The organism is Natrinema pellirubrum DSM 15624 (assembly GCF_000230735.2).
Classification (GTDB): Archaea; Halobacteriota; Halobacteria; order Halobacteriales; family Natrialbaceae; genus Natrinema; species Natrinema pellirubrum.
On sequence record NC_019962.1, the window covers coordinates 1,720,658 to 1,743,125 of the forward strand.

At 61.4% G+C, this 22,468-nt stretch carries 15 protein-coding genes; 4 read left to right on the forward strand and 11 right to left on the reverse strand.

From position 1 onward, the window contains the following. Window positions 1-214: 214 nt before the first annotated feature. Window positions 215-1,018 carry an IclR family transcriptional regulator gene (locus NATPE_RS08400; RefSeq protein ID WP_006182211.1) on the forward strand — a complete coding sequence of 268 codons (804 nt, stop codon included), beginning with the start codon at window positions 215-217 and terminating at the stop codon, window positions 1,016-1,018. 91 nt (window positions 1,019-1,109) lie between these two features. On the opposite strand, the gene gdhB is transcribed toward NATPE_RS08400, so the two are convergent. Both gdhB and NATPE_RS08410 read right to left on the reverse strand, forming a co-directional pair. Next, window positions 1,110-2,399, reverse strand: coding sequence for a glutamate dehydrogenase GdhB (gene gdhB / locus NATPE_RS08405; protein ID WP_006182212.1), 1,290 nt, complete (start codon window positions 2,397-2,399; stop codon window positions 1,110-1,112). Between the two features lie 117 nt (window positions 2,400-2,516). Then, window positions 2,517-3,827 carry a class-III pyridoxal-phosphate-dependent aminotransferase gene (locus NATPE_RS08410; protein ID WP_015298914.1) on the reverse strand — a complete coding sequence of 437 codons (1,311 nt, stop codon included), beginning with the start codon at window positions 3,825-3,827 and terminating at the stop codon, window positions 2,517-2,519. 1,297 nt (window positions 3,828-5,124) lie between these two features. On the opposite strand from NATPE_RS08410, the gene arcD reads away from it, so the two are divergent. Further along, entirely contained in the window at window positions 5,125-6,591 is a 1,467-nt protein-coding gene (arcD, locus tag NATPE_RS08415; RefSeq protein ID WP_006182214.1) for an arginine/ornithine antiporter ArcD, read from the forward strand. A gap of 302 nt (window positions 6,592-6,893) precedes the next feature. Here the strand turns inward: arcD and NATPE_RS08420 are convergent, their stop codons facing one another. The 5 genes from NATPE_RS08420 to NATPE_RS08440 form a co-directional block, all read right to left on the reverse strand. Further along, on the reverse strand, window positions 6,894-8,213 hold the full coding sequence (locus NATPE_RS08420; protein ID WP_006182215.1) for a class-III pyridoxal-phosphate-dependent aminotransferase: 1,320 nt from the start codon (window positions 8,211-8,213) through the stop codon (window positions 6,894-6,896). A 166-nt stretch (window positions 8,214-8,379) separates the two neighbouring features. Continuing rightward, complete coding sequence (rocF, locus tag NATPE_RS08425; RefSeq protein ID WP_006182216.1) at window positions 8,380-9,336, reverse strand: arginase; 957 nt, start codon at window positions 9,334-9,336, stop codon at window positions 8,380-8,382. Then, the gene (locus tag NATPE_RS22660; protein WP_006182217.1) at window positions 9,333-9,566 is read right to left on the reverse strand and encodes a hypothetical protein; all 234 of its coding nucleotides are present in this window, start codon (window positions 9,564-9,566) and stop codon (window positions 9,333-9,335) included. The genes rocF and NATPE_RS22660 overlap by 4 nt, the downstream gene beginning before the upstream one ends. Before the next feature lie 290 nt (window positions 9,567-9,856). Continuing rightward, complete coding sequence (locus NATPE_RS08435; RefSeq protein ID WP_006182218.1) at window positions 9,857-10,657, reverse strand: IclR family transcriptional regulator; 801 nt, start codon at window positions 10,655-10,657, stop codon at window positions 9,857-9,859. A 146-nt stretch (window positions 10,658-10,803) separates the two neighbouring features. Further along, window positions 10,804-12,336 (reverse strand): aldehyde dehydrogenase family protein, encoded by a 1,533-nt coding sequence (locus tag NATPE_RS08440; protein ID WP_006182219.1) that lies wholly within the window; start codon window positions 12,334-12,336, stop codon window positions 10,804-10,806. Between the two features lie 388 nt (window positions 12,337-12,724). Between NATPE_RS08440 and NATPE_RS08445 the strand changes: the two genes are divergently transcribed. Together NATPE_RS08445 and NATPE_RS08450 are read left to right on the forward strand one after the other, a co-directional pair. Beyond that, complete coding sequence (locus NATPE_RS08445; RefSeq protein WP_015298915.1) at window positions 12,725-14,407, forward strand: Na+/H+ antiporter NhaC family protein; 1,683 nt, start codon at window positions 12,725-12,727, stop codon at window positions 14,405-14,407. A gap of 187 nt (window positions 14,408-14,594) precedes the next feature. Beyond that, the gene (locus NATPE_RS08450; RefSeq protein ID WP_015298916.1) at window positions 14,595-16,241 is read left to right on the forward strand and encodes a thiamine pyrophosphate-binding protein; all 1,647 of its coding nucleotides are present in this window, start codon (window positions 14,595-14,597) and stop codon (window positions 16,239-16,241) included. Between the two features lie 1,111 nt (window positions 16,242-17,352). Here NATPE_RS08450 and NATPE_RS08455 read toward each other — a convergent pair. The 4 genes from NATPE_RS08455 to NATPE_RS08470 all read right to left on the reverse strand — a co-directional run bounded on the left by NATPE_RS08455 (window position 17,353) and on the right by NATPE_RS08470 (window position 22,378). Beyond that, window positions 17,353-18,123, reverse strand: coding sequence for an IclR family transcriptional regulator (locus tag NATPE_RS08455; protein WP_006182222.1), 771 nt, complete (start codon window positions 18,121-18,123; stop codon window positions 17,353-17,355). A gap of 141 nt (window positions 18,124-18,264) precedes the next feature. Beyond that, window positions 18,265-19,056 (reverse strand): enoyl-CoA hydratase/isomerase family protein, encoded by a 792-nt coding sequence (locus NATPE_RS08460; RefSeq protein WP_006182223.1) that lies wholly within the window; start codon window positions 19,054-19,056, stop codon window positions 18,265-18,267. Between the two features lie 77 nt (window positions 19,057-19,133). Beyond that, window positions 19,134-20,705: an acyl-CoA carboxylase subunit beta gene (locus tag NATPE_RS08465; RefSeq protein ID WP_006182224.1), complete on the reverse strand. Its 1,572-nt coding sequence runs from the start codon at window positions 20,703-20,705 to the stop codon at window positions 19,134-19,136. After that, window positions 20,702-22,378 (reverse strand): class I adenylate-forming enzyme family protein, encoded by a 1,677-nt coding sequence (locus NATPE_RS08470; RefSeq protein WP_006182225.1) that lies wholly within the window; start codon window positions 22,376-22,378, stop codon window positions 20,702-20,704. The genes NATPE_RS08465 and NATPE_RS08470 overlap by 4 nt, the downstream gene beginning before the upstream one ends. Window positions 22,379-22,468 lie beyond the last annotated feature (90 nt).

Genomic DNA, 22,468 nt, shown 5'->3' on the forward strand with positions numbered 1-22,468 from the left:
GGCTCTGCGAACGGGGTACGATCCTCATCGAAGACGATCGTATCGCGGAAGTACGATCGACTGTGCAGTAATCTTCAGTGGCCCTCGAGACTGTGTCATCGGTTCGACTGTGAAACGATCGTGACCGTCGTCCCGAGTAGCGTCGTAGCAGGGCACTGCTCCCGTGAGTTTGGTATATACAAACCTATATGGTACGATGAAGATGATAACCGATATGGACGCCGACGACTCGAGCGATTCACCACGCCGTATCAAATCGATTCAGACAGCGAGTGCTATCTTGGAAGCGATTCAGCATCTCGAGGCACCGACGTTTACCGATCTCTGCGGCGAGGTCGATATTTCGAAGGGGACGGTCCATACGTATCTCGAGACCCTAGAGAGCGAGGGGTTCATCACGAAATCGGGGAACGAGTATCGACTCGGGGTACGGCTGGTAACGATGGGGGAAAGCGTTCGAAACCAGACGGATATCTACCGCGCAGGGCAAGACGAAGTAGAAAAACTCGCCGAGAAGACGGGCGAGTGGGTACATCTGACGGTCGAGTGTCAGGGGCAGGAAGTGACGCTCTACGAAAGTAGCGGTGACAGGGCGATCGCGATGGATTACCACCTCCGAATGCGGGAGTCACCGCAGTACCTGTACCACACGGCAGCTGGAAAGGCGATGCTCGCGTGTTTCGATCGAGACCGGGTCCGGGAGTTGGTCAACCGACAGGGGTTCGTCCAACGAACCGAAAAGACGATTACCGATCTCGAAACGTTGTTCGAGGAACTCGACCGGATCCAAACTCAGGGGTACGCAGTCAACGATGAAGAGGAAGTACGAGGAATGCGCTCCGTCGGCACTGCAATCACGGGACCCGATGCCGCCGTCTGTGGGGCAATAAGTGTGACAGCACCGACCAGTCGTCTCTCCGGGGACTACTTCGAATCCGAGATTCCCGAGTTAGTTATGGAAGCGGCCAATATCATCGAAGTGAACCTCGAGACGGCTGGCGTCAAACAGCCACGCTAAGTCCGGTACCCGAGCCGAAGACGGGAACGCTCACGAATCGCCGTCGGCGATCACGTCACGAAACGATGGCTGCCGGAATCGCTCGACCGATCTATGGCCAGAGTCCCCGGGCTTCCTTTGCCTCGCCGATGCGGTTGAGCGCCACGACGTACGCCGCGTCCCGCCAACTCAGTCCTCGGGCGTCGACTTCCGCTTTCACGTCGGCCCACGCGTCGAGCATCGCCGATTCGAGTTCGTCGTTGACTCGCTCCTTGGACCACGTTCGGCGGTTAATGTCCTGGAGCCACTCGAAGTAGGAGACGGTGACACCGCCGGCATTCGCGAGGATGTCGGGAATGACGTGTTTGCCACGCTCGTGAAGGATCGTGTCCGCGGTCGAGGTCGTCGGACCGTTTGCGCCCTCGACGATGATGTCGGCCTGAATTCGATCCGCATTGTCGGCCGTAATGACGTTCCCGATGGCGGCCGGGATGAGAACGTCTACGTCCAACTCGAGGAGTTCCTCGTTGGAAACCGTCTTCGAACTGTCGTACCGCAGCACGCCTTCCGGCTCCTCCTTGTGGGACGGAACGTCCTGTGTATCCAGGCCGTCCGGGTCGTACAGTCCACCGTTGACGTCGCTGACGGCAACGATGTCCGCACCCCACTCATCAAGCAGGCGGGCGGCGTTCGCACCGACGCTTCCGTACCCTTGCACTGCGATCGACACGTCCTCGAGACGCTCGTCGTAGTACTCGACCGCTTCCCGTGCGACGATGGCGACGCTCCGTCCGGGGGCTTCCTCTCGACCGTAACTCCCACCGATGACGGGTGGTTTGCCGGTGACGACGCCGGGGATCGTTTCCCCTTCCTGCATGCTGTATGCGTCCATGAACCAGGCCATCGTCTGTGCGTCGGTGCCCATATCGGGTGCGGGGATGTCCCTGCTGGGACCGACCTCGTCTCGGATCTCTTCAGCGAACCGTCGGGTCAGCCGTTCTTTCTCGTCGTCGCTGAGGTCTTTCGGATCGACGACGATGCCGCCTTTCCCGCCGCCGAACGGGATGTCCATCACGGCACATTTCCAGGTCATCCACATCGCGAGGCCGACGCACTCGTCGGCGTTCACTTCGGGGTGATAGCGGAGGCCGCCCTTGTAGGGGCCGCGAACGTCATCGTGCTGTGCGCGATAGCCGGTAAAGACGTCGACGGAGCCGTCGTCCCGCTCGAGCGGAATGGAGACCTCGACGACTCTGGTCGGGTGTTTGAGGCGTTCGATGACGCCGTCGTCGACATCGGTCCGGCTCGCAGCGGTGCGGAGCTGCCGGCGAGCAGTTTCGAGGGGTGATTCGGTCGTCGATTCGCTGTCCGATTCCGCGTGAGTGGTCTGTTTCTGTGTCATTGGTGAAGTCGGTTGGTGGTGTCGAGAGTCGTGATCGTTCGGCGACTAGCACTGCGTGCGCGGGTCCGTGGTCGGATCGTGCCGACAGGGCCGCGTGATCATCGAGGGGATACTCGATTACGATCCGACGTGGTCGATCGCATCGTCGAGGAGGTCGACGGCGATGTCGAGTTCGCGGTCGCGAACGTCGAGCGGCGGGAGCAATCGGAGCGTTTTCTGCCCGCATCCGAGCGTCAGTAGCCCCCGCTTGAGGGCAGCATCGACGACTGCTTCCCGACGTTCCTTCGTATCGAATTCGATCGCAGTCATGAGACCGAGTCCGCGAACGTCGACGACCGTTTCGGGGTGATCGGCCTGAAGCTCCTCGAGCTGTCCCACGAACCGCTCGCCGGCCTGTTCCGCGTGGGTAAGCAGGTCGTGTTCCTGGATGGCTGCGACCGTGAGCGTCCCCTGAATCGAGGAAAGGATATCGCCGGCACCCCACGTCGAGGAGAGACGGCTCTTTTCGTCCGGGAAGATCTCCTCGGACGAGATCGTCGCGCCGACGCGCAGTGCCTTGGCGCTCGTGATGACGTCCGGTTCGAAATCGTAGTGGTTGGAGGCCCACATTTTCCCGGTACGACCGACGCCCGACTGGATCTCGTCGGCGATGAGCGGGATGTCGTGTTCGGTACAGAGGTCATTGACCGCACGCATGAACTCCGGCTCCGGGACTTGGTAGCCGCCTTCGCCCTGGACCGGCTCGAGGATGAGGAAGGCGACCTGTTCCGGCGGGATGTGGCCGTGTTTGGGGTCGAGTTTCTCGCGGAGGCGTTCGACGCCGGCCATACTGTGGGGGACGTCGTGGATGCCGCTGAGTTCGGGGAATCCACGGCGGTGGACGGATTTCGACCGGTTCAGCGAGAGCGCTCCGAGCGTACGCCCGTGGAACGCGCCCTCGAACGTGAGGCCGTATTTGGGCTGCTCACAGTTATCGTAACAGACCTTCATCGCGTTCTCGACCGCCTCGGCTCCGGAGTTCGACAGGAAGACCGTATCCATCCCGTACTGATCGGTAATATCCGTCAGCGTGTTCATGAGATGGGCGGGGCCCGGAAGTTCCGTGTCTTCCGGCGTTCCACCGGTACTGACATAGAAGTCCTGCCCCGCAATCTTCAGCGGGTCGACGAGGTCGAACTCCTTCAGTTTGTCCATCAGCTTCGGGTTGTTGTAGCCCAGCGGCGCAGCGGCGACGTGGCTCGTAAAGTCGAGCAGCACGTTCCCGTCGGGATCCGTACAGAACGGCCCTTCAGCGTCTTCGGTGATGTCCCAGACGAAGTCATAGACGTATGTACTCGTTGCTGCCGACTCGTGGTGAAAATCGACCCACTCTTCGGCCTTTGGTCCTGGTAAGTTTTGGACTGATGGCTCAGCTTTTTGTCTCTGCATACATTGGCCACATCCACTACCACAATATAAATATTTCGTACGATGACCGTGTCTCGGTGCTATGGGACCGGCACTATTTGTTCGATATATCCGAACTTCTCCAGCACAAATCGTTGGTAGCAACTGATTACCGTGATCCGGAATGCAGCCTTCCATTACAAACATATGACTGTATTGGGTATCGTCTGTTCGGCTCCATCGTCTCGCCCCGTAAACGGAACGAAGAGGGAACGTTGACGATTATCGGGCCCAATACTTTGAAAATTTCAAACACATCCGTGATCGGATTGCCGTCAATCGGATGAGCAGACGACCGCCGGATTCTGCTCGTCCTCTATTCGGTCGGCCGGCATGGTATCGTGCTGGCTATTGACTCGAGCGCTTAGCATCCGCTCGTCAGCGGTTCGGACGTTGCCCTGGGGGCCGCTTTTCGATCGAATTTATAGTCTCTCCGAACTCATATCAAGTGTCCGCTATTTCTGATCGCGATCGTTTCGAACTACCCTGCTGCACTGCGACATCTCCAGTTCAGTGTCCGATCACAGTACACGAACGAGTTGCAGCGAGAGTGCTACTGGATCCTCTCCCCCTAGAAAGCGGGGAAGAACGCGAATTCAAACGACCGTCCCGGACCCGGGTTCGTGTACCTCAAACCGGTGGCTCGAATATACTGGCCGGTTTCTCGGTGGCATAGCGGCGTATAACCGCGCCGGTTTGTCCGGCTCGAGGTGGGCTATCGTCGCGCTTGAAAGTCACTGCACACCCGCTCGCAGGGCAGCGTTGGACCGGTGTGTCTCGTTTCAAGCGCGATGATAGCAATAGCGGCAAACAGACGGCGCCTGATCTCGATGGACCTAGCGCCGCAATGGAGTAAGGCAATCGTCGCTGAATCACCTCGAGAACCGCTGAAATCGACACCCGAACCGGAGCGATGACCAAACGCTGTTGGTTGCTCGAGCGGGTATTGGCCCGGGCTACGTGCGACTTCCGTCGGGCCGAGCGGAGTGTGTCTGTCCCAATGATCGCGTTCTGTGGCCGCTATGTGGATCTTTCATTCCTGTACTTCGATATATCCAAACTCTCTACTGTCTTTTTGTAGTTAATATTCTCACAGATATCGACGCACGACGGTCTCCAAGAGCATAAGATACATAAATGATCATCGGAATCGTTGAACCGACATGCATTGTCAACCCTACTCTTACGGAGCGAACATACTGCCGACTGAGTCTCGAGGCACGGTTGTCCGGACCGCGGACGCATCCGACTATCGCGTGGCCTGTCACGACTGACAACAATGGAATACGATATTACACTCTTCGACGAACTCGATCCGGACGCCCGTCCCTCGTTAGGTGAGGCGTTGGTACCGGTTGCGGGAATGCTATCGTTCCTCGCCCTCGGAATCGGAATCTATGGGCTGGACCCGCAGTTCCCCCTCTTCTGGGGTATCACGTTTACCGGGTTGTTCAGTTACTACTGGCTCGGTGTCTCGTGGGATACGTTGTACGACGGGATCACCCAGAGTCTCCTTATGGGGATTCAGGTGGTGTTCATTCTCTTTATCGTGTATGCACTCATCTCCACGTGGATTCAGGCGGGAACGATACCCGCGATGATGTACTACGGGCTTAGTCTGTTGACTCCCGCAGTGTTCCTTCCGATGACCGCAGTGATCACTGCCGTGATCACGTTCGCCATCGGGTCCTCGTGGACGGCGGCAGGGACGCTCGGTGTCGCCTTTATCGGAATCGGCTCCGGGCTCGGCCTCCCCGCACCGATGACGGCCGGGGCGATCCTCACCGGGGCGTACACGGGTGACAAGCAATCGCCGCTGTCGGACACGACGAACCTCGCGGCAGCCGTCACCAACACCGATCTCTACGACCACATCAACGCGATGCGGAATGGAACCACGCTCGCGTTCGTGATCAGTGTCATGTTATTCGCGGTCCTCGGTCTCCGCGCCTCCGGATCTATTCCGGCCGACCGGGTTGGCGAGATACAGACGGCACTTGCCGGTACGTACACGATCTCCCCGCTCGCGTTCTTCCCGATCGTGGTAACGTTCGCGCTCGCGATATACGGTATTTCCGCGATTCCGGCCCTCGGGACGGGTATCTTTGCCGGCGCGGCGACCGCGCTCGTACTGCAAGGGACGGGCTTTGAGCAGATCTGGTCCGCGGCCCAGAGCGGTACGAGCCCCGAAACCGGACTCGAGGTCGTCAACGAACTTCTGGCGAGTGGCGGAATGGTCGGCGGCTCGTGGGCCGTTACGATCGCTATTTCGGCGCTTGCACTCGGCGGAATGCTCGAATGTACCGGTATCATCGCTGTCCTCGCTCACCATCTCGGCCGGCTGAGTCGTAGCGTCGCGAGCCTGACCGGCGTGACTGCGTTCTCGGCCGTGTCGATGAACGTTCTCGCTGCGGAGCAATACGTCAGCATCGTCGTTCCGGGGATCACGCTCCGGAACCTCTACGAGGAAAAAGGACTCAAGAGCGAAAACCTGTCTCGAGCAATCGAATCGTCCGGGACAGTGACGAGCGCGCTCGTCCCGTGGAACAGTGGTGCTGTCTTCATGGCGGGAACGCTCGGCGTCAGTACGTTCGACTATGCGCCGTACTATTTCCTGGGCTTCCTCTCGCCCCTGATACTCATCCTAATGGGTGTCACTGGATGGAACATCACGCATAAGGAATCAGCAGACGCGGAGAGTACCGCGGTCGAACACGCCGAACCCGTTCCAGCCGGGGACGAGTAAGGCTCACTCGCTCGTTCGACGCGGCTCGATATTCGAACTCCGTACAGTTCACCGTCAAACCCGTCTCGACCGATCGTCGTCGCTGCCGAAGCCGCGTTCGTCTCTTTTCGACCATCGCGTTCCAACCTCGAGGCGGCGGTCTCGCCGCTTCCGCGGTGGTTGCACTACATCACTCGAACCGTGCGTCGGAGAGCGGTGTCGAAATATCGTGGTACGGGGGACGACTCGATGCGGAACCCCACATTTGAAATCGGGGACGATGCGGTCTCCGCGTTGTCCGTCGTCGGCCCTGGCGGTCGCAGTCAGACGGTCGCGGCTCGACTGACGCTCGCGATCGCCTCGTCGAGGAGGTCGACGGCGATGTCGAGTTCGCGGTCGCGAACGTCAAGCGGCGGCAGCAATCGGAGCGTCTTCCGTCCACAGCCAAGCGTTAACAGGCCGCGCTCGAGTGCGGCTTCCATGACCGCTTCACGCTGATCGGGGGTCTCGAACTCGATGGCGGCCATGAGCCCGAGCCCGCGTACGTCCTCGAGGGCCTGGTACTCGTCTTGAAGGGGTGCGAGACGGTCGAGGAGCCCTTTGCCCTGTCGGTCGGCGTGATCGAGCAAGTCGTGTTCGTCGATCGCAGCGAGGGTGAGCGATCCCTGAATCGAGGAGAGGATGTCGCCGGCCCCCCACGTCGAGGAGATTCGCGCTTTCTCGTCGGGGAACAGCTCCGACCGCGAGATGGTCGCACCGACGCGCAGTGCTTTGGCGCTCGTGATGACGTCCGGTTCGAAATCGTAGTGGTCGGAGGCCCACATTTTCCCGGTACGACCGACGCCCGACTGGATCTCGTCGGCGATGAGCGGGATGTCGTGTTCGTCACAGAGGTCGTCGACGGCGCTCATGAACTCGGCGTCGGGGACCCGGTAGCCGCCTTCGCCTTGAACCGGCTCGAGGATGAGGAAGGCGACCTGTTCGGGGGGGATGTGGCCGTGTTTCGGATCGAGTTTCTCGCGGAGGCGTTCGACGCCGGCCATGCTGTGGGGGACGTCGTGGATGCCGCTGAGTTCGGGGAACCCACGGCGGTGGACGGACTTCGACCGGTTCAGCGAGAGCGCACCGAGCGTGCGCCCGTGGAACGCGCCCTCGAACGTGAGGCCGTATTTGGGCTGCTCGCAGTTATCGTAACAGATCTTCATCGCGTTCTCGACCGCCTCTGCCCCGGAGTTCGACAGGAAGACCGTGTCCATGTCGTATTTGGCGGTGATCTCGGTCAGCTTGTCCATCAGGTGGCTCTGTGACGGTAGTTCGGCGTCGTCGGGTGTGCCACCGGTGCTAACGTAGAAATCCTGCCCGGCGATCTTCAGTGGATCCACGAGGTCGAATTCGCGGAGGTCGTCCATGATCTTCGGGTTGTTGTAGCCGAGCGGGGCGGCGGCGACGTGGCTCGTGAAATCCAACAGTACGTTGCCGTCCGCGTCCGTACAGAAGGGGCCCTCGGCGTCTTCGGTGATGTCCCAGACGAAGTCGTAGACGTACGTACTCGTAGCTGCAGACTGATGATGCAGGTCGACCCATTCCGTCGCGGTCGGGCCTGGCAGTTGCTGTACAGCTGGCTCTGCTGTTTCGCGCTGCATACTCTCTCACATGGTCACGAGTGTCTTAAAACTCAGGGTATCAACAAAACGGTGGCTCGGCAGGCGCCGATGCGTGACTGATAGGCGAGTCGTTTCGCCGGGGCCGCTACGCTGTGACGGTCGTTTCTCCGACAACAGGGACTCCGATCGAGGGGCTACCGAAGCGTTACGCTATCCGTTTGCCGAGAAGACTGGCGGCGAGTTCGGCTGCGACTTCCGCGGTGCGGTTGTTTCGATCGAGAATCGGATTCACCTCGACGATATCGACCGAGCGAAGTAGCTCCGCGTCGCGGTCGCGGTCGGCAACGCACTCGAGTGCAGCGTGGGCTTCCCTGTATTCGACGCCGCCGCGAACGGGTGTTCCGACGCCCGGTGCGACCGTCGGGTCGAGCCAGTCGAGATCGAGGCTGACGTGAACCCCGTCCACGCCGTCGGTTGCGATATCGAGCGCGTCCTCGACGACGGCGGTGATACCGCGTTCGTCGATGTCGTGCATCGTGAACACGGTTACGTCACTTTCCTTGAGGGCGGTTCGCTCGGCGTTGTCAAGACGTCGTGCGCCGACGATGACCGTATTTGACGGGGCGACGGTCGGCGTCGTCGTCCAGTCGAGTCCGTCGAACTCACCGGTGCCAGTGACGGCTGCCAGGGGCATCCCGTGGACGTTGCCGCTGGGAGAGGTGTCGGGTGTGTTGTAGTCCCCGTGGGCGTCGAACCAGAGAACCCCGATGTCCGCCGCTCGTGCTGCGCCGCGGATGGTTCCCATCGCAGTCGCGTGATCGCCGCCCAGAGCGATCGGAACGTCACCGTCCGCAATCGTGTCGGCGACCTCGTCCGCGAGTTCGGCGGTGACATCGGCGATCTCGTCGAGATACTTCGCATCGTCTTCCGTATCCGGGACATTACACTGCTCGAGTCGGGGGACACGTAGATCTCCGGAATCGGTGCAAGCAACGCCGGCTGTCTCGAGTTCGCCGGCAATATCCGCGTACCGGATGGCTCGCGGTCCGATGTCGACGCCGCGCCGATCCGCTCCGAGATCGAGCGGCGCGCCGAGCAGGCGAACGGTTCGAGTCGTCGATCGGTTCGGGTGGTCGATTCTGGCGTCCGTTGGTGTTGTCATGCTGGTGGAAAGACTCGTCGATGGTTCCGTTTCGTCGGCGGGATGTCAGCCCTCGTGTCCCGCGCGTCGCTACGTCGTAGCCACTGGGTAGCACGCACGGCAGTTCCCCGGAGGACGTTTCGCTTTTCGACCGCCGTCCGGATCGTCTGCCAGGCGTCGAACGGGAGGTCCCCACACTCGAGCGATCGGCTCCGACGGGTGAGCTGTCGGAGCAACTCGCCGTCGTTCACTGTCACGCCACCCGGGGTAGCGAACGTGTCGGCATCGGCCGGTCGGTCGCGACTCTCGCGGCGGCTACGAGCGGTGCGGCTGCCGAAGACACGCGTCAGTCACTCGGTTGTTTCGTACCGTTACTCCAGTAGCAGTTCCCGCATCTCGGTTCCGGTTCGTGGGTGTCAATAACAGTACCGCACGCTGGACACCGTCGCTGGGTAGTTACAGGCATGTTCCGTGTATCGTCACGGTAACTCTACGCCAGTATATATACTCTTTGCAACTCCCGGCTCGACATCACGTCGAATCAGCCGTCACGCTGTGCGGTCTCGAGGTTGACCTCGATGAGATTGGCGGTCTCCATGACGAGTTCGGGGACCTCCGACCGAAACCGCTCGCCTTTCAGCCGACTGGCCGGTGCGCTCATGCTCACTGCACCGAAGATGGAACCGTCGGGAACGCGGATCGGTACACCGACGGCACGCATGCCACGGATTTCCTCCTCGTCGTTGAGCGCATAGCCGTTCTCTCGTACCGTCTCGAGCGTTTCCCGAAGTTCGGTCTCGTCCGTGATCGTGTTTGCCGTCTGTGCCTCGAGTTCTTGGGCGTCGAGTATCCTGTCTCGACGGTCCGCATCGAAGTGTGCAAGCATCGCTTTCCCGGCGGCGTTGTGGTGGAGATACTGCGGTGTCTCGCGCAGACGGAGGTGGTAGTCGGTCGCGATCGCGTATTCGCCGCGACTCTCGTAGAGGGTGACCTCGCGACCGCGTTCCTCAGCGACGAGGTGTACGTATTCCCCGGTCCGTTCGGCGAGTTCGTCGATCTCGTCGTGGCCCGCCATGTACAGGCTGGTTTCGTTTCGTACGTGTTCCGCGACCGTGACAAACTGTAAGCTGAGTCGGTAGACGCCGTCTTCCTCCGTGAGGTAGCCACAGTTGTGAAGCGTCCGGAGATACGTATGGACCGTGCCCTTCGTCAGGTCGACTTCCTCGGTGATCTCCGTGAGCGTTCCCTCGGTGAGCCGTTTAATAGCGGCCAGTATTTCATCGATCTTGTGGACTGATTTGATCTCCCGCTGACCGTTCGTTTCCTTTGTGGTTCCGAACATAGCCCTTCATCTATAGCGCTGTTTCTTAAACACTTGCATATATCAAACGCGTTTATTCGAACGCGGAACCGAGGCCGATCTCGGGTGGGAACCGCGAAAGGGGAAAATCGTCGCCGGTTCGCAGTCGATCCGACTCGTGAGCCCAGTTATTCGTCGGTCGTGATGTCGGCCGACAGTCCCTGGGCCATCTCGATCTCTTTGGAGTTGTTCAGCGTCCAGGCGGTGCGCTCGGTGACGGCCTCGATGGCCTCGCGGGCGCTCGGATAGCCGTTGCCGGACTTCTTGACGCCGCCGAAGGGCAACTGGACCTCCGCGCCGATACAGGGCAGGTTCGCGTACGCGAGCCCGATATCGGCGTGATCGCGGAAGTAGTTGACCTGTCGGTAGTCCTCCGAGATGATCGCCCCAGCCAGCCCGTAGGGCGTATCGTTGTGGATCTCGACCGCGTCCTCAATGTCACCCGAGTACTCGAGGAGGGCGACGTGGGGGCCGAAACACTCCTCGTTGAGACAGCGCAGGTCCGACTCGTAGTCGATTTCGTAGACGAACGGGCCGACCCAGTGACCGTCCTCGTGACCCTCCGGAATCTCGCTCTCCTCGAGTTCGAATCGATCGACCAGGACGTTCGCGCCCTCTTCGCGCGCGAGTTCGTTGTGCCGGTGGATCTTCTCGACGTGGTCTGCCTCGATCGCCGGCCCCATGAACGTCTCTTCCTCGAGGGGATCGCCGACGGCGACGTCCTTGGCGATCTCGACGAACCGCTCTTTGAACTCGTCGTAGACGTCCTCGTGGACGATCAGCCGCTCGCTCGAGACACAGCGTTGGCCGGTCGTCTTGAACGAACTCATGACGGCCGCGTGGACGGCGATGTCGAGATCGGCTTCCTCGGTCACGACGATGCCGTTTTTGCCACCCATCTCACAGGCCGCGAGCTTGCCGGGCTCGCCGCCGACCTTGCCGGCGATCTCGTGGCCGACTTCGGCCGAGCCGGTAAAGAGGACGGTATCGACGCGCTCGTCGTCGGTAATCGCCGCGCCGGCGTCACCGAACCCTTGGACCATGTTGAAGACGCCATCGGGAATCCCGGCGTCCTCGAACATCTCGGCGATGATCTGGGCACACCACGGGGTCTGCTCGGCGGGCTTCCAGACGACGGTGTTGCCCTCGACCAGTGCGATGGCCATGTGCCAGAACGGGATCGCGACGGGGAAGTTCCACGGGGTGATACAGCCGATGACGCCCCGCGGTTTCCGGCGCATGTACGCGTCCTTGCTCGGAATCTCCGACGGGACGACGTCGCCGTGTGGGTGGCGCGCGTTGCCCGCCGCCCATTCGACCATGTGCCAGGCCTCGGTGACGTCCGCCTTTCCTTCGGAGATCTCTTTGCCACACTCTTTCGAGACGATCTCGCCGAGTTCTTGGTGGCGCTCGCGCAGTTCGTGGTAAATCTCCCACAGGTACTCCGCGCGATCGATCGCCGACAGTTCCCGCCACTCTTCGAAGGCCTCGTCCGCCGCCTCGAGGGCCGCGTCGACGTCCGCCTCGGTGCCGCGCTGGAACGTCGCCAGTGTCTCGCCGGTGGCAGGGCTTTCGCTCTCGAAGGTTTCGGAGCCGGTTCCGCTCGTCCATTCGCCGTTGATATAGTGGAGATTCGTTCCACTTGCTGTTGATCGACTCACGTTCGTCCGTTCTCCTGTGGCGCATATAATTGTTCATCTTTGCGTGAGCGGTCCGTGATACGGCTCACCGGGAGAACGTGGTTCGCATATATCAAATAGATGTTCAAGCGAATGCGGCGACTGAAAAGGAAGCGAACACGAACGATAGAGCCGGTAAGCGGCCGCTCCTTGGACGTTACACTATCACACACTCTCGGCAACGTTACAGGCATATGGTTGTGATATAGAGTGATACGCCTGATTTGATATTCTGAAATAGACGGTATCGTGACGAGAGTCGACGGGATATCGGCCCCGCGGACGTACACAATGGACTCCGGGCTCGATATCGTGGCATAGTATATCAGCCATGGAAAGACTTATCAAAGGTCATGATTCATTGGGGTCTATGGGTGAATTCGGGATACTCTCCCTCGTACCACCGATTTTAGCGATCACGTTAGCGATTACCACGAGGCGTATAATCCTCTCACTGTTCGTGAGCATCTGGTTCGGTGCCGTCATCTATACCGGCGGGCTCGGCATCGGACAGACGTTCGATTGGGTCGTCGCAGCCATCATCGCCGATGACGGGTTTCACGCGGAAATCCTGATTTTCACGCTCCTCCTCGGGTCGGGCGTTGCACTGATCTGGCGGTTAGGCGGTGCTATCGCTATTCAGGAGATAGCGAGCAAACGCCTCGAGACGAGACGGAAAGTCGGGATCGTCGCCTGGCTGTTGGGTATGGCGCTGTTCTTCGACGACTATGCAAACACCGCGATCATCGGGAACACGATGCGTGAAACGTCGGACCGAGTCAACATTTCACGGGAGAAACTGTCCTATATCGTCGACTCGACGGCCGCTCCCGTCGCGACGATCGGTATTTCGGGATGGGTCGCGTTTCAGTTGTCGATGATCAACGAGGCATTCAGCAATATCGAAACCGGAGCGGGCGTCCAGACACCGGACGTCTTCACCGTCTACCTCCAGTCGATCCCGTACAACGCCTATGCGATTCTTGCGATCGTCATGGTCGGCGTCATCGTCGTTACACAGCGGGATTACGGTGAGATGCTCACGGCGGAGCGCCGCGCCTGGGAAACGGGCAAGGTCAACGACGACGATGCGGACCCGTTACAGGAAGTCGAGGGCCATCTCAGTGATCCGATCACTGACCGACCAATGCTTCGGACGTTCCTGCTCCCGATCGTGGTCCTGATCGCCGTTACGATCGGCAGCGCGCTTCGGACCGGTTACGATGGCCAGCCGGTGATCGAGTCACTGCTCGCAGGTGAGTTCGCGACGTTCGTCGAAACGGCGACGACCATCGCCGGCAACGGGTCCTGGACGACCGCACTGGTCTGGGGATCGTTCGCAATGGTCTCGACAGCGTTCGGTATCGGTATCGTATACGGCCTGTTTACCGCCGACGAAGGCATCGATGCCATCCTCGAAGGGTTCGAACTCATGTTGACTGCGGTGACGATTCTGATCCTGGCGTGGTCGATCAGTACCGTCGCCGATGCACTGGGGACGGGGGCATACGTCGCGACGCTGGTCGAAGGGACGATTCCGGTGGCACTGTTCCCCGTTGCCGTCTTCATCACCGCGACGTTCATTTCGCTCACCATGGGATCGTCGTGGGCGACGATGAGCCTGCTGACACCCGTTGCGATCTCCGTCGCGTTCGATCTCACCGGCGGGTTCGGACTCGCACCCGTCACTGTGGGGGCGGTGTTCTCCGGCGCAATCTTCGGGGACCACACGTCACCGATTTCGGATACGACCGTTCTCTCGTCGACCTTTACCGGTGCTGACCTCGTCGACCACGTCCGGACGCAAGCGTACTACGCGACGACCGTTGCGACCGTTGTCGTCGTCTGCTATCTCCTGTACGGCTTCTTTGCCGTCCCGCCACTGGTATTCCTGCCGATCGGCGTCGTCTTGCTTGTCGGACTCGTGTACGGACTGTCGGAATTCGATGCGAACCGACGGGGAATCGACGTCGGGACAGTGCGACGCGACGTCGACCCGACCGGGCAGGACGCCGACTCCGAACACGGTACAGCGCCGGAGGGAACCGATTAACGTCCGCGACGACCGTTCCCGGTAACTGCGTCTCTCGGTATCGTTTCACACTTTGAAGCGCAAGTCGGCCCTCCGACCCTCTTATTCGGGACGCGACACAGAGCAACAGGCGGGCCAAAACCGTTTCAGCCGGCGAAGCGATAACCGGAATGGGAGATGATAAGTATCTGGTTTCCGATGACGAGATATGGATGTTAATCGTGCCGTGATAGAACGATTGACGAGCAATGGGATCGACACGATGTTCGGCATTCCGGGCAAACAGACGCTCCCGTTGAACGAAGCGATCGGGACACGTGACGATATCCGGTTCGTCGTCGCACGCCACGAAACCGCCGTATCCCATCAAGCGTGGGGGTACGCGGAAACGAGCGGCACGCCGGCGGCGACGGCTGTCGTTCCCGGGCCGGGCGACATGAACGCGATGAACGGGCTGAAAAACGCACTCAACGATTGTACCCCGCTCGTTCATATCGCCGTCGAGACCGAACCCGAGGTTCGCGGGGGCGGTGGAATCCACGAGACGCCACCGGAAACCTACGATACCGTCGTCAAGGAGAACCTGCTCGTCGAACGACCGGAAAGCACGGCCGCGATCGTCGAGGAAGCTATCGCGATCGCTGAGACGCCGCCCAAGGGGCCGGTCCGGATCGGAATCCCGAAGAACTTCTTGACGATGGACGTTCCCCTGGCGACACCCGGAGAGTACAACCGAGAGTACGTCGAGAACGCCGCCGAATCGGATATCGAGGCGGCTGCGACGCTGCTGGCCGAGGCGACGATGCCAGTGATCCTTGCCGGCGGTGGCGTCCGTGCCGCGAACGCGAGCGACTCGCTTCGACGACTGGCTGACCGGCTCGAGGCACCCGTCGTGACGACGTACAAGGGCAAGGGCGTTCTCCCCGACGATCCCGACGGGTACGTCGCCGGAACGCTTTCGGGCAGTGCGTCCCCCGAACTCCTCGATTGTCTCGCCACCGCCGACGCCGCACTGGCGGTCGGGACGGACTTCGACGCGGTCGCGACCCGGACCTGGAGCGTCGAACTGCCCGATGACCTCGTCCACGTGACCCTCGATGCCGACGATCTCGGGAACGGCTACGATCCCACGGTCGGCATCATCGCCGATGCCGGGGTGGCGCTCTCGGAACTCGAGGCCGCGCTCGCGGACCGACCGATCCGTGCCAGCGACGGGACGGAGCGGGCGATGGCGGTCCGGGAAGCGACGAGCGACCGCCTCGACGAACTCCGTGGCTCGTCGCCACCGTTGACGTCAGTGAGCGCACTCGAGAGCGTCCGGGACGCCATTCCACAGGACACGGTCGTCTCCGTCGACGCCGGTGGGTTTCGCGTCTGGGCGCTCAACGTCTTTGCGGCGGCCGGTCCACGGTCGTACGTCAACCCGGGATCGTGGGCGACGATGGGAACCGGTCTCCCGGCAGGAATCGGCGCACAGCTCGCCAATCCCGACGACGACGTCGTCGTTCTCACCGGCGACGGCGGCCTCATGATGTGCATCCACGAACTCCACACGGCCGTCGCGGAGAACGTTCCGATTACGGTCGTCGTGTTCACCAACGAGGACTACGCGATCATCAGCGATCAGGCGGGACGAGACTACGACCTCTCCGACCGTGAGTACAACTGGAGCGACGCGCCGATTTCGTTCACGTCGCTCGCGGAGAGTATGGGGATGCGCAGTGAGTGTGTCGAAGACCCCGACGAGATACGGTCGACGGTCGGGTCCGCAGCCGTGGCGGACGAACCGGTCCTCGTTCAGATCCCCACCGATCCGTCGGAGCCACAGGCGAGCGACTGGATGCGTACTGAGTAACGACTCCGACACGAAACCCGAGGGTCGTCGTCTGCTATCGCCACTGAACGTCATTACACACTTGATCGCATGACTGCGTCGCGATCGGTCTGGGAAATCGTTTCGGTGGCTCCAATCGTAATCGCTTCCCGGTCGACTTCAACACCGCCTCACCTCAGACCGGCCGCCTCGAGCGGTTCGGACGGCGGGTTGGCGGTTCGTCCCGATACCAGGCAACCTCTCGTTCTCACGGACAGAACACGAATCGGCACGTCGAACTGGCGTTCGAACGAGCGAGCGCTGAGGGCCTACCGGACGGTCGGTCCCGATCAGCCAGCGGTCTTCACAGCGACCTCGATAGAGCGGTACGTGAGTGGACGTCGGAAGGGGAGGTGCAAGCGCGGGCCGACTATAGATACACAACCTATCGTATTCAAATACTATTCTGATAGCGTATAGATTCTCGAGTTATCGGGCACAAACGATGGAACACGATCGACCGCAACGGGAACGACGACGGTCGCCTCCCGGCAATGGTCCGACTGCGACGGACTCGATGAACCCGTGGATCCGATTGCCGAGTTCTTGCTCGGTTGTGACTAGGCCGTCTCGAAACGGCCTGCTGACTGTCCTTAAATCCACCAAAGGGAGAATACAGTACTCACTGGTCTCCCTCACCAACCGTTCGAGACACGCCACGTCGAGGAACGGTTTCCCGGTCGATGTCACCGATCGACCGATTGCCTTACTCGATCGATATGCGGTCGGTTTCGATGGACACTGCGTAGCGATCGAGGTAGCGATCGAGGGCGTGATAGACAATTTCCTGAGGCAAACGTAGACATATATGAATATAGATAGCTATTCGGGGGTGAGGGAACCGATCACCAGGTCGACACGGGGCCCACGGGGGATCGTCGAAGCGTGACTCCCGACTGCGATATTCTGTTCGAACTCGCGGAACCGGACGACGACCGGTTCGTGGGTCACGTGCTTCGGTCGAACACCTTTCGGTTCGGTCGTTCTCGATTGGGTTTACAAGTATATCGTTGTAATAGCAAGGCGACCATCCGACCGACTCGAACGAGATGATACCGACGGTCGACGCCGCTGCCAATCGGTGACTCGGGGCTTACCTGATCGAGAGATTGACTTCGATCTCGTTGCCGGCGGTTTCGATCTCGTCGACGAGTTCGTGCCGGTAGTCGTCATCGTCGAGTCGCTTGGTCGGACCCGCGATCTCGAGGGCACCGTGGGGATGCCCGTCGTCGTCCAGTATCGGTATCGCGATCTCGAGCAGTCCCTTGACGCTCTCCTCGCGAGCGTACGCGATGCCGTCCGTCCGGATCGTCTCGAGTTCGGTGGCGAGTTCCGTCTCGTCGGTAATCGTTCCCGGGGCCGCTTGGGGCATCCCCCATCGTTGGACGATCTCGTCGACCCGTTCGGGTAGCAGGTGTGCAAGGATCGCCTTGCCGGTCGCCGTGTTCGTCATCCGTGCCTGGCCGCCCGGCAGGAACTGCTTGCGGATCGACCGCTCGCCCTCAGCGACGACGATATTCGTGGCGAGACCGTTTTCCTCGACGGCGAAATAGGCCTGTTCGCCCGTCTCAGCAGCCAACGTTTCGACCGTTGGCGAGACGATCCGGCGCAGTTCGTGTGACTGTTCGATCGTCCGACCGAGGTGGACGAGCCGATAACTGAGACGGTAGGTCCCGTCCTCGTTGATCAGATAGCCCAGTTGGTTGAGCGTCGTCAAATGTGAATGAACCGTACTCTTGGGTAGCTCGAGCTGTTCAGCGAGCGTCGAGACGCTCTCGGCCGTGTTTCGTTTGAGTGATTCGATGATTTTGAACGTCGTTCGAACGGATTGGAGCTGATTCGTTTTCGGCCCCTGTTGTGCCATACCATAGACCGTTCGGGCCAGTTAATAAAGCCATCCGATAATATCGGACGAGGCTCGCTCGAGAGAACCGACCGCGGACTCGCGTCGCCGATCGATCCCAACTGAAGTGGACGTCCCAGCCGGAGAACGGGCAGGTGATCGCTACTGTCCGGTGAACTCCGGCTCGCGACCCTCGAGTTGGGCCTCGAACCCTTCGGTGTAGTCGTCGGTCTCGGTCAACGTTTCGCCGAGTTCGCCTTCGCGTTCGAGGCCCTGCTCGAGCGGGGTCTCCAACGCGGCGTTCAACAGCTTTCGAGCGTGTTTCATGCCGAGTGGCGCGTTTTCGGTCAACGAATCGGCCCACTCGCGAGCCCGGTCGTCGGTCGCCGACCGGTCGGAAACGACCTCGTGGACGAGCCCGCACGCGTTGGCCTCCCGTGGATCGATGTACTCGCCGGTGAGGACGAGTTCCTTCGCCTTCGAGAGACCCACCAGTCGCGGGAGCCGCTGTGTCGCCCCACCGGAGGGAAACAGCCCAAGTTCGACCTCGATAACGCCGTATTTGGCGTCCTCGCTGATGATCCTGAAATCGACCGGCAACACGAGTTCGAACGCCCCCGCAATGGCGGCCCCCTTGATGCTCGCGACCGACGGGACGCTCATGTCGTCGATGAAGTGGGTGATGTCGTCGCGTCCTATCTCGAAATCGGGCGCGTCGTCCGCACCGCGTCGTTTCATCATCTCGAGGTCCATCCCGGCACAGAAGACGTCGCCCTCGCCGAGAAGTACCATGGCCCGAACGTCGTCACGCGCTTCGACCTCCTCGAGTGCCGTTCGGAGATCGCGAAGCAGCGCCTGGTTCATCGCGTTGCGTCGCTCCGGTCGGTTGAGTACGACGTCCGCGCGGTGGTCGTCGATATGCAGCAGTACGTTACCGTCTCCGATCTCTCGCATACACCCGTTCTATCACGAACGTTCATATAAAACTTCAGTCCGATTGCCCGGTCGGCGATACGACGGGTACGGGCCGCCTATATCGGGTTGATCGATCGCTTTTTCGGCGGCCAGTCCCGGTCGCGGCCGTCGTCGGCCCGGTCGAACGCCCGTCGGATTCGGTCACGCGTCTCTTCGGGTTGGACGACGCCGTCGACGCCGACGCGTGCGGCCGCGCGGACGGCGTCGGTCCGGTCTTCGAACTTGTCGATCAGTTCTTGCCGACGGCTCTCGGGGTCGTCGGCCGACTCGATCTCGTGTCTGTAGGCGATGTCGACTGCGCCTTCGATCCCCATCGCCGCAAGTTCGGCCGTGGGCCACAGCACCGTCAACTCGGAGTCGAGCGAGCGGCCGCCGCCCATGGCGACGTAGCCGAACCCGTAGCCGCGTCGCAACACGACGTTGGCGATGGGAACCGTCGCTCGAGCCAGTTCGAACGGGAGTTTCGCGGAGTGGCGTGCGATCCCCTCCCGTTCGGAGTCCGGGCCGGGCAGGATACCGGGCACGTCGGTCAGGGTGACGATCGGCAGTCCGAACGCGTCACAGACGGCCGCGAAGTGGGCGGCCTTCTCCGAGGCGGCGGTATCGATCGTCCCCGCTTTGAACCGGGGATTGTTCGCGATGACGCCGATCGGCTCGCCCTCGAGGCGGGCGAACGCCGTGACGATGTTGCGGCCGTACGTCGGTTTAAGTTCGAACGTCGAGTCCCGATCCACGATGCCCTGAATGATCGCGTCGATATCGTAGCCCTTTCGCGGACTCGATGGAATGATCTCGCGCAACCGCTCTCGAGCGCTTTCGGTCGGCGGTGTCGGTTCGACGGTCGGTGGCTCACACTCCGCGTTTCGCGGCAGGTACGAGAGGTACGTCCGGATGGCGTCGAGACACGATTCGTCGTCCTCGCAGGCGAGGTCGGCCATCCCGGTCTCGGTCGTCTGGAACCGCGCGCTGCCGAGCTCCTCCTTGGTCCCCTCGACGCCGAGGGCGGACTCGACGAGCGAGGGGCCGGCGACGCCCATCGTTCCGGTCCCCTCGACGATGGGGACGAAATCCGAGAGCGCGGCGAAGTTCGTCGGCGCAGCGAAGGCCGGCCCCATCATCGCGGAAACGACGGGGACCCACCCCGAGAGCGCCGTCTGGAGGTTCGAGAAGCCGTTGTCGCCGCGAGCGAACGGTGCCGCGTCGAGGCCTTCCTGAATTCGGTGGCCGCCGCCGTCGTGCAGCATGATCAGCGGGATGCCACGCTCGAGTGCGCGTTCGGTCACGCGCGCGATCTTCCGGCCGCCGGCGTGGCCGATCGAGCCCCCCTTGACGGTAAAGTCCGTCGCGAAGATGGCGACGGGTCGATCGTCGATCCGACCGAATCCCGTGACGACGCCGTCGGCCGGTGCGTCCTCGCGCTCCCAGTCGGTCGTCTCCGGCGTTGTCGGCATCGGCGCGGCGAGCCGTCCGATCTCGTCGAACGATGCCTCGTCCAGCAGGTACTCGATTCGCTCTCGAGCCGTGAGCTTGCCGAGGCCGTGTTGGTACTCGACGGCGTCGTCCCGGGCGTCGTCCGAGAGCGCGTCTTTCGCGTCGGCGACGGCCTCGAACGGATCGTCGTCGGTCATTCGAGGAGTCGCTCCCTGAGTTCGACCTTTCGCATCTTGTTCGTCTCTGTCGTCGGGATTTCGTCGACGATAAACGTCTCGTCGGGGTGCATGAACGACGGGATTCGCCCCTCGAGATGCGAACTGATCGTCGCTTCGGTTATCGACTCGTCGCCGCGGGGTTCGACTGCGAGCCCGATCCGATCCTCGCCGCCTTCGGGTGCCGGAATCGAGAACACGGCGGCCGCTTCGACGGCGTCGTGAGTCGAGACGGCGTCTTGAATCTGCATCGAAGAGATGTTCTCGCCACGGCGACGGATCACGTCGCCGAGCCGATCGACGAAGTAGAAGTTGCCGTCTTCGTCGCGATAGGCCGCATCGCCCGTGTGAAACCACAGGTTCGACATCGCCTCGGCCGTCCGCTCGGGTTTCGCGTGATAGCGCTCGAGTAACAGCCCTGGCTGTTTCGGTCTGATACAGAGTTCACCGACCTCGCCGGTCTCGACCGCACGATCGTGTTCGTCGAGGACGGCGACCTCGGCGATGTCTTCGCGCACGCGACCCATGTAGCGCTCCTCGTCGACGCGCTCGACGACGGGAAGGTTCATCTCGCGGGCTCGCTCCTCGACGGCGGCGGGTTCGAGGCCGCGGCGGTACGACGGCGGCGTTCCGCCCGCGTCGTCCGTGCGAATAACGCCGACGATCGGCGACCCGGTCTCGGTCTGGGCGAAGGCGACGGTCGCGATCTCGAACCCGAAGCGTTCGGCCAGTCCCTCGTACTCCTCGGGCAGTGGCTGCATGTGGACCTTGTTGAGCGTGTTCTCGTGATCGGAGTCGGTCCGCGGTGCGTTCATCAGCCACGGCATCATCACCGAGATGAGCGTCGCCGACGTCGCCTCGTAGGTGTCAATGCGGTCCCAGAACTCCTGTGGAGAGAACCGATCCCAGAGCGCGACCGTGCCGCCCGCGACCAGTCCGGCGACGACGTCGGCGTAGACACCACCGATGTGATACAGCGGGAGCGAGGTGTGGACGACGTCGTCCTCGTTCAATACCGCCCGTTTGGGCGCGATGTAGTTCGCGAAGATCCACCGGTGGGGAATAACGACCCCCTTCGGCATCCCCGTCGTCCCGGAGGTGTAGACGATACTCGCAGTGTCGTGCCAGGCGACGTCGACGTCTGGATCGGTCGCCGGCTGTTCCCGCAACTCGTCGAACGACGTCGCTTCGAGGCTCGTCTCCGGACTCGGGCCGTCCGTCTCGATCACGACGAGTTCGGGATCGGTCTCGAGGTCGTCGCGGACGGCCTCGAAGCGGTCGAGATATCGGTCCTCGAGAACGAAGACGTCGGGGTCGGTATCGTCGAGTTGGTAGGACAGCGTCTCGCCTTCGTACTCGAAGTTGATCGGCGAGTAGACGCCGCCGGCCTTGTTGATCCCGAACATCCCATGCAGGGTCTCGAGCGGATGAGCGGCCATTAACGAGACGTTCGATCCCCGTTCGACGCCCAGCTCGCGGAGGCCGTTCGCGATCCGGTTCGCGGTCGCGTTGAGTTCGTCGTACGTGACGTGGGTGTCGTTCGGGCCGTAGATCAACGCCGTTTCGTCCGGGATCCGAGCCGCTCGCGCCCGGAGCATGCTGTCGACCGTGATCTCGTCGATGGGTCTATCGTCTAGTGTGCTTGCGATTCCCATACTCACAAATCGACAACCACCTTTGATAAACGTTCTGGTGGATTACACTGAGTCGCGGCGGTTCGCCGTCAGTACGCTATGAACTGCCAT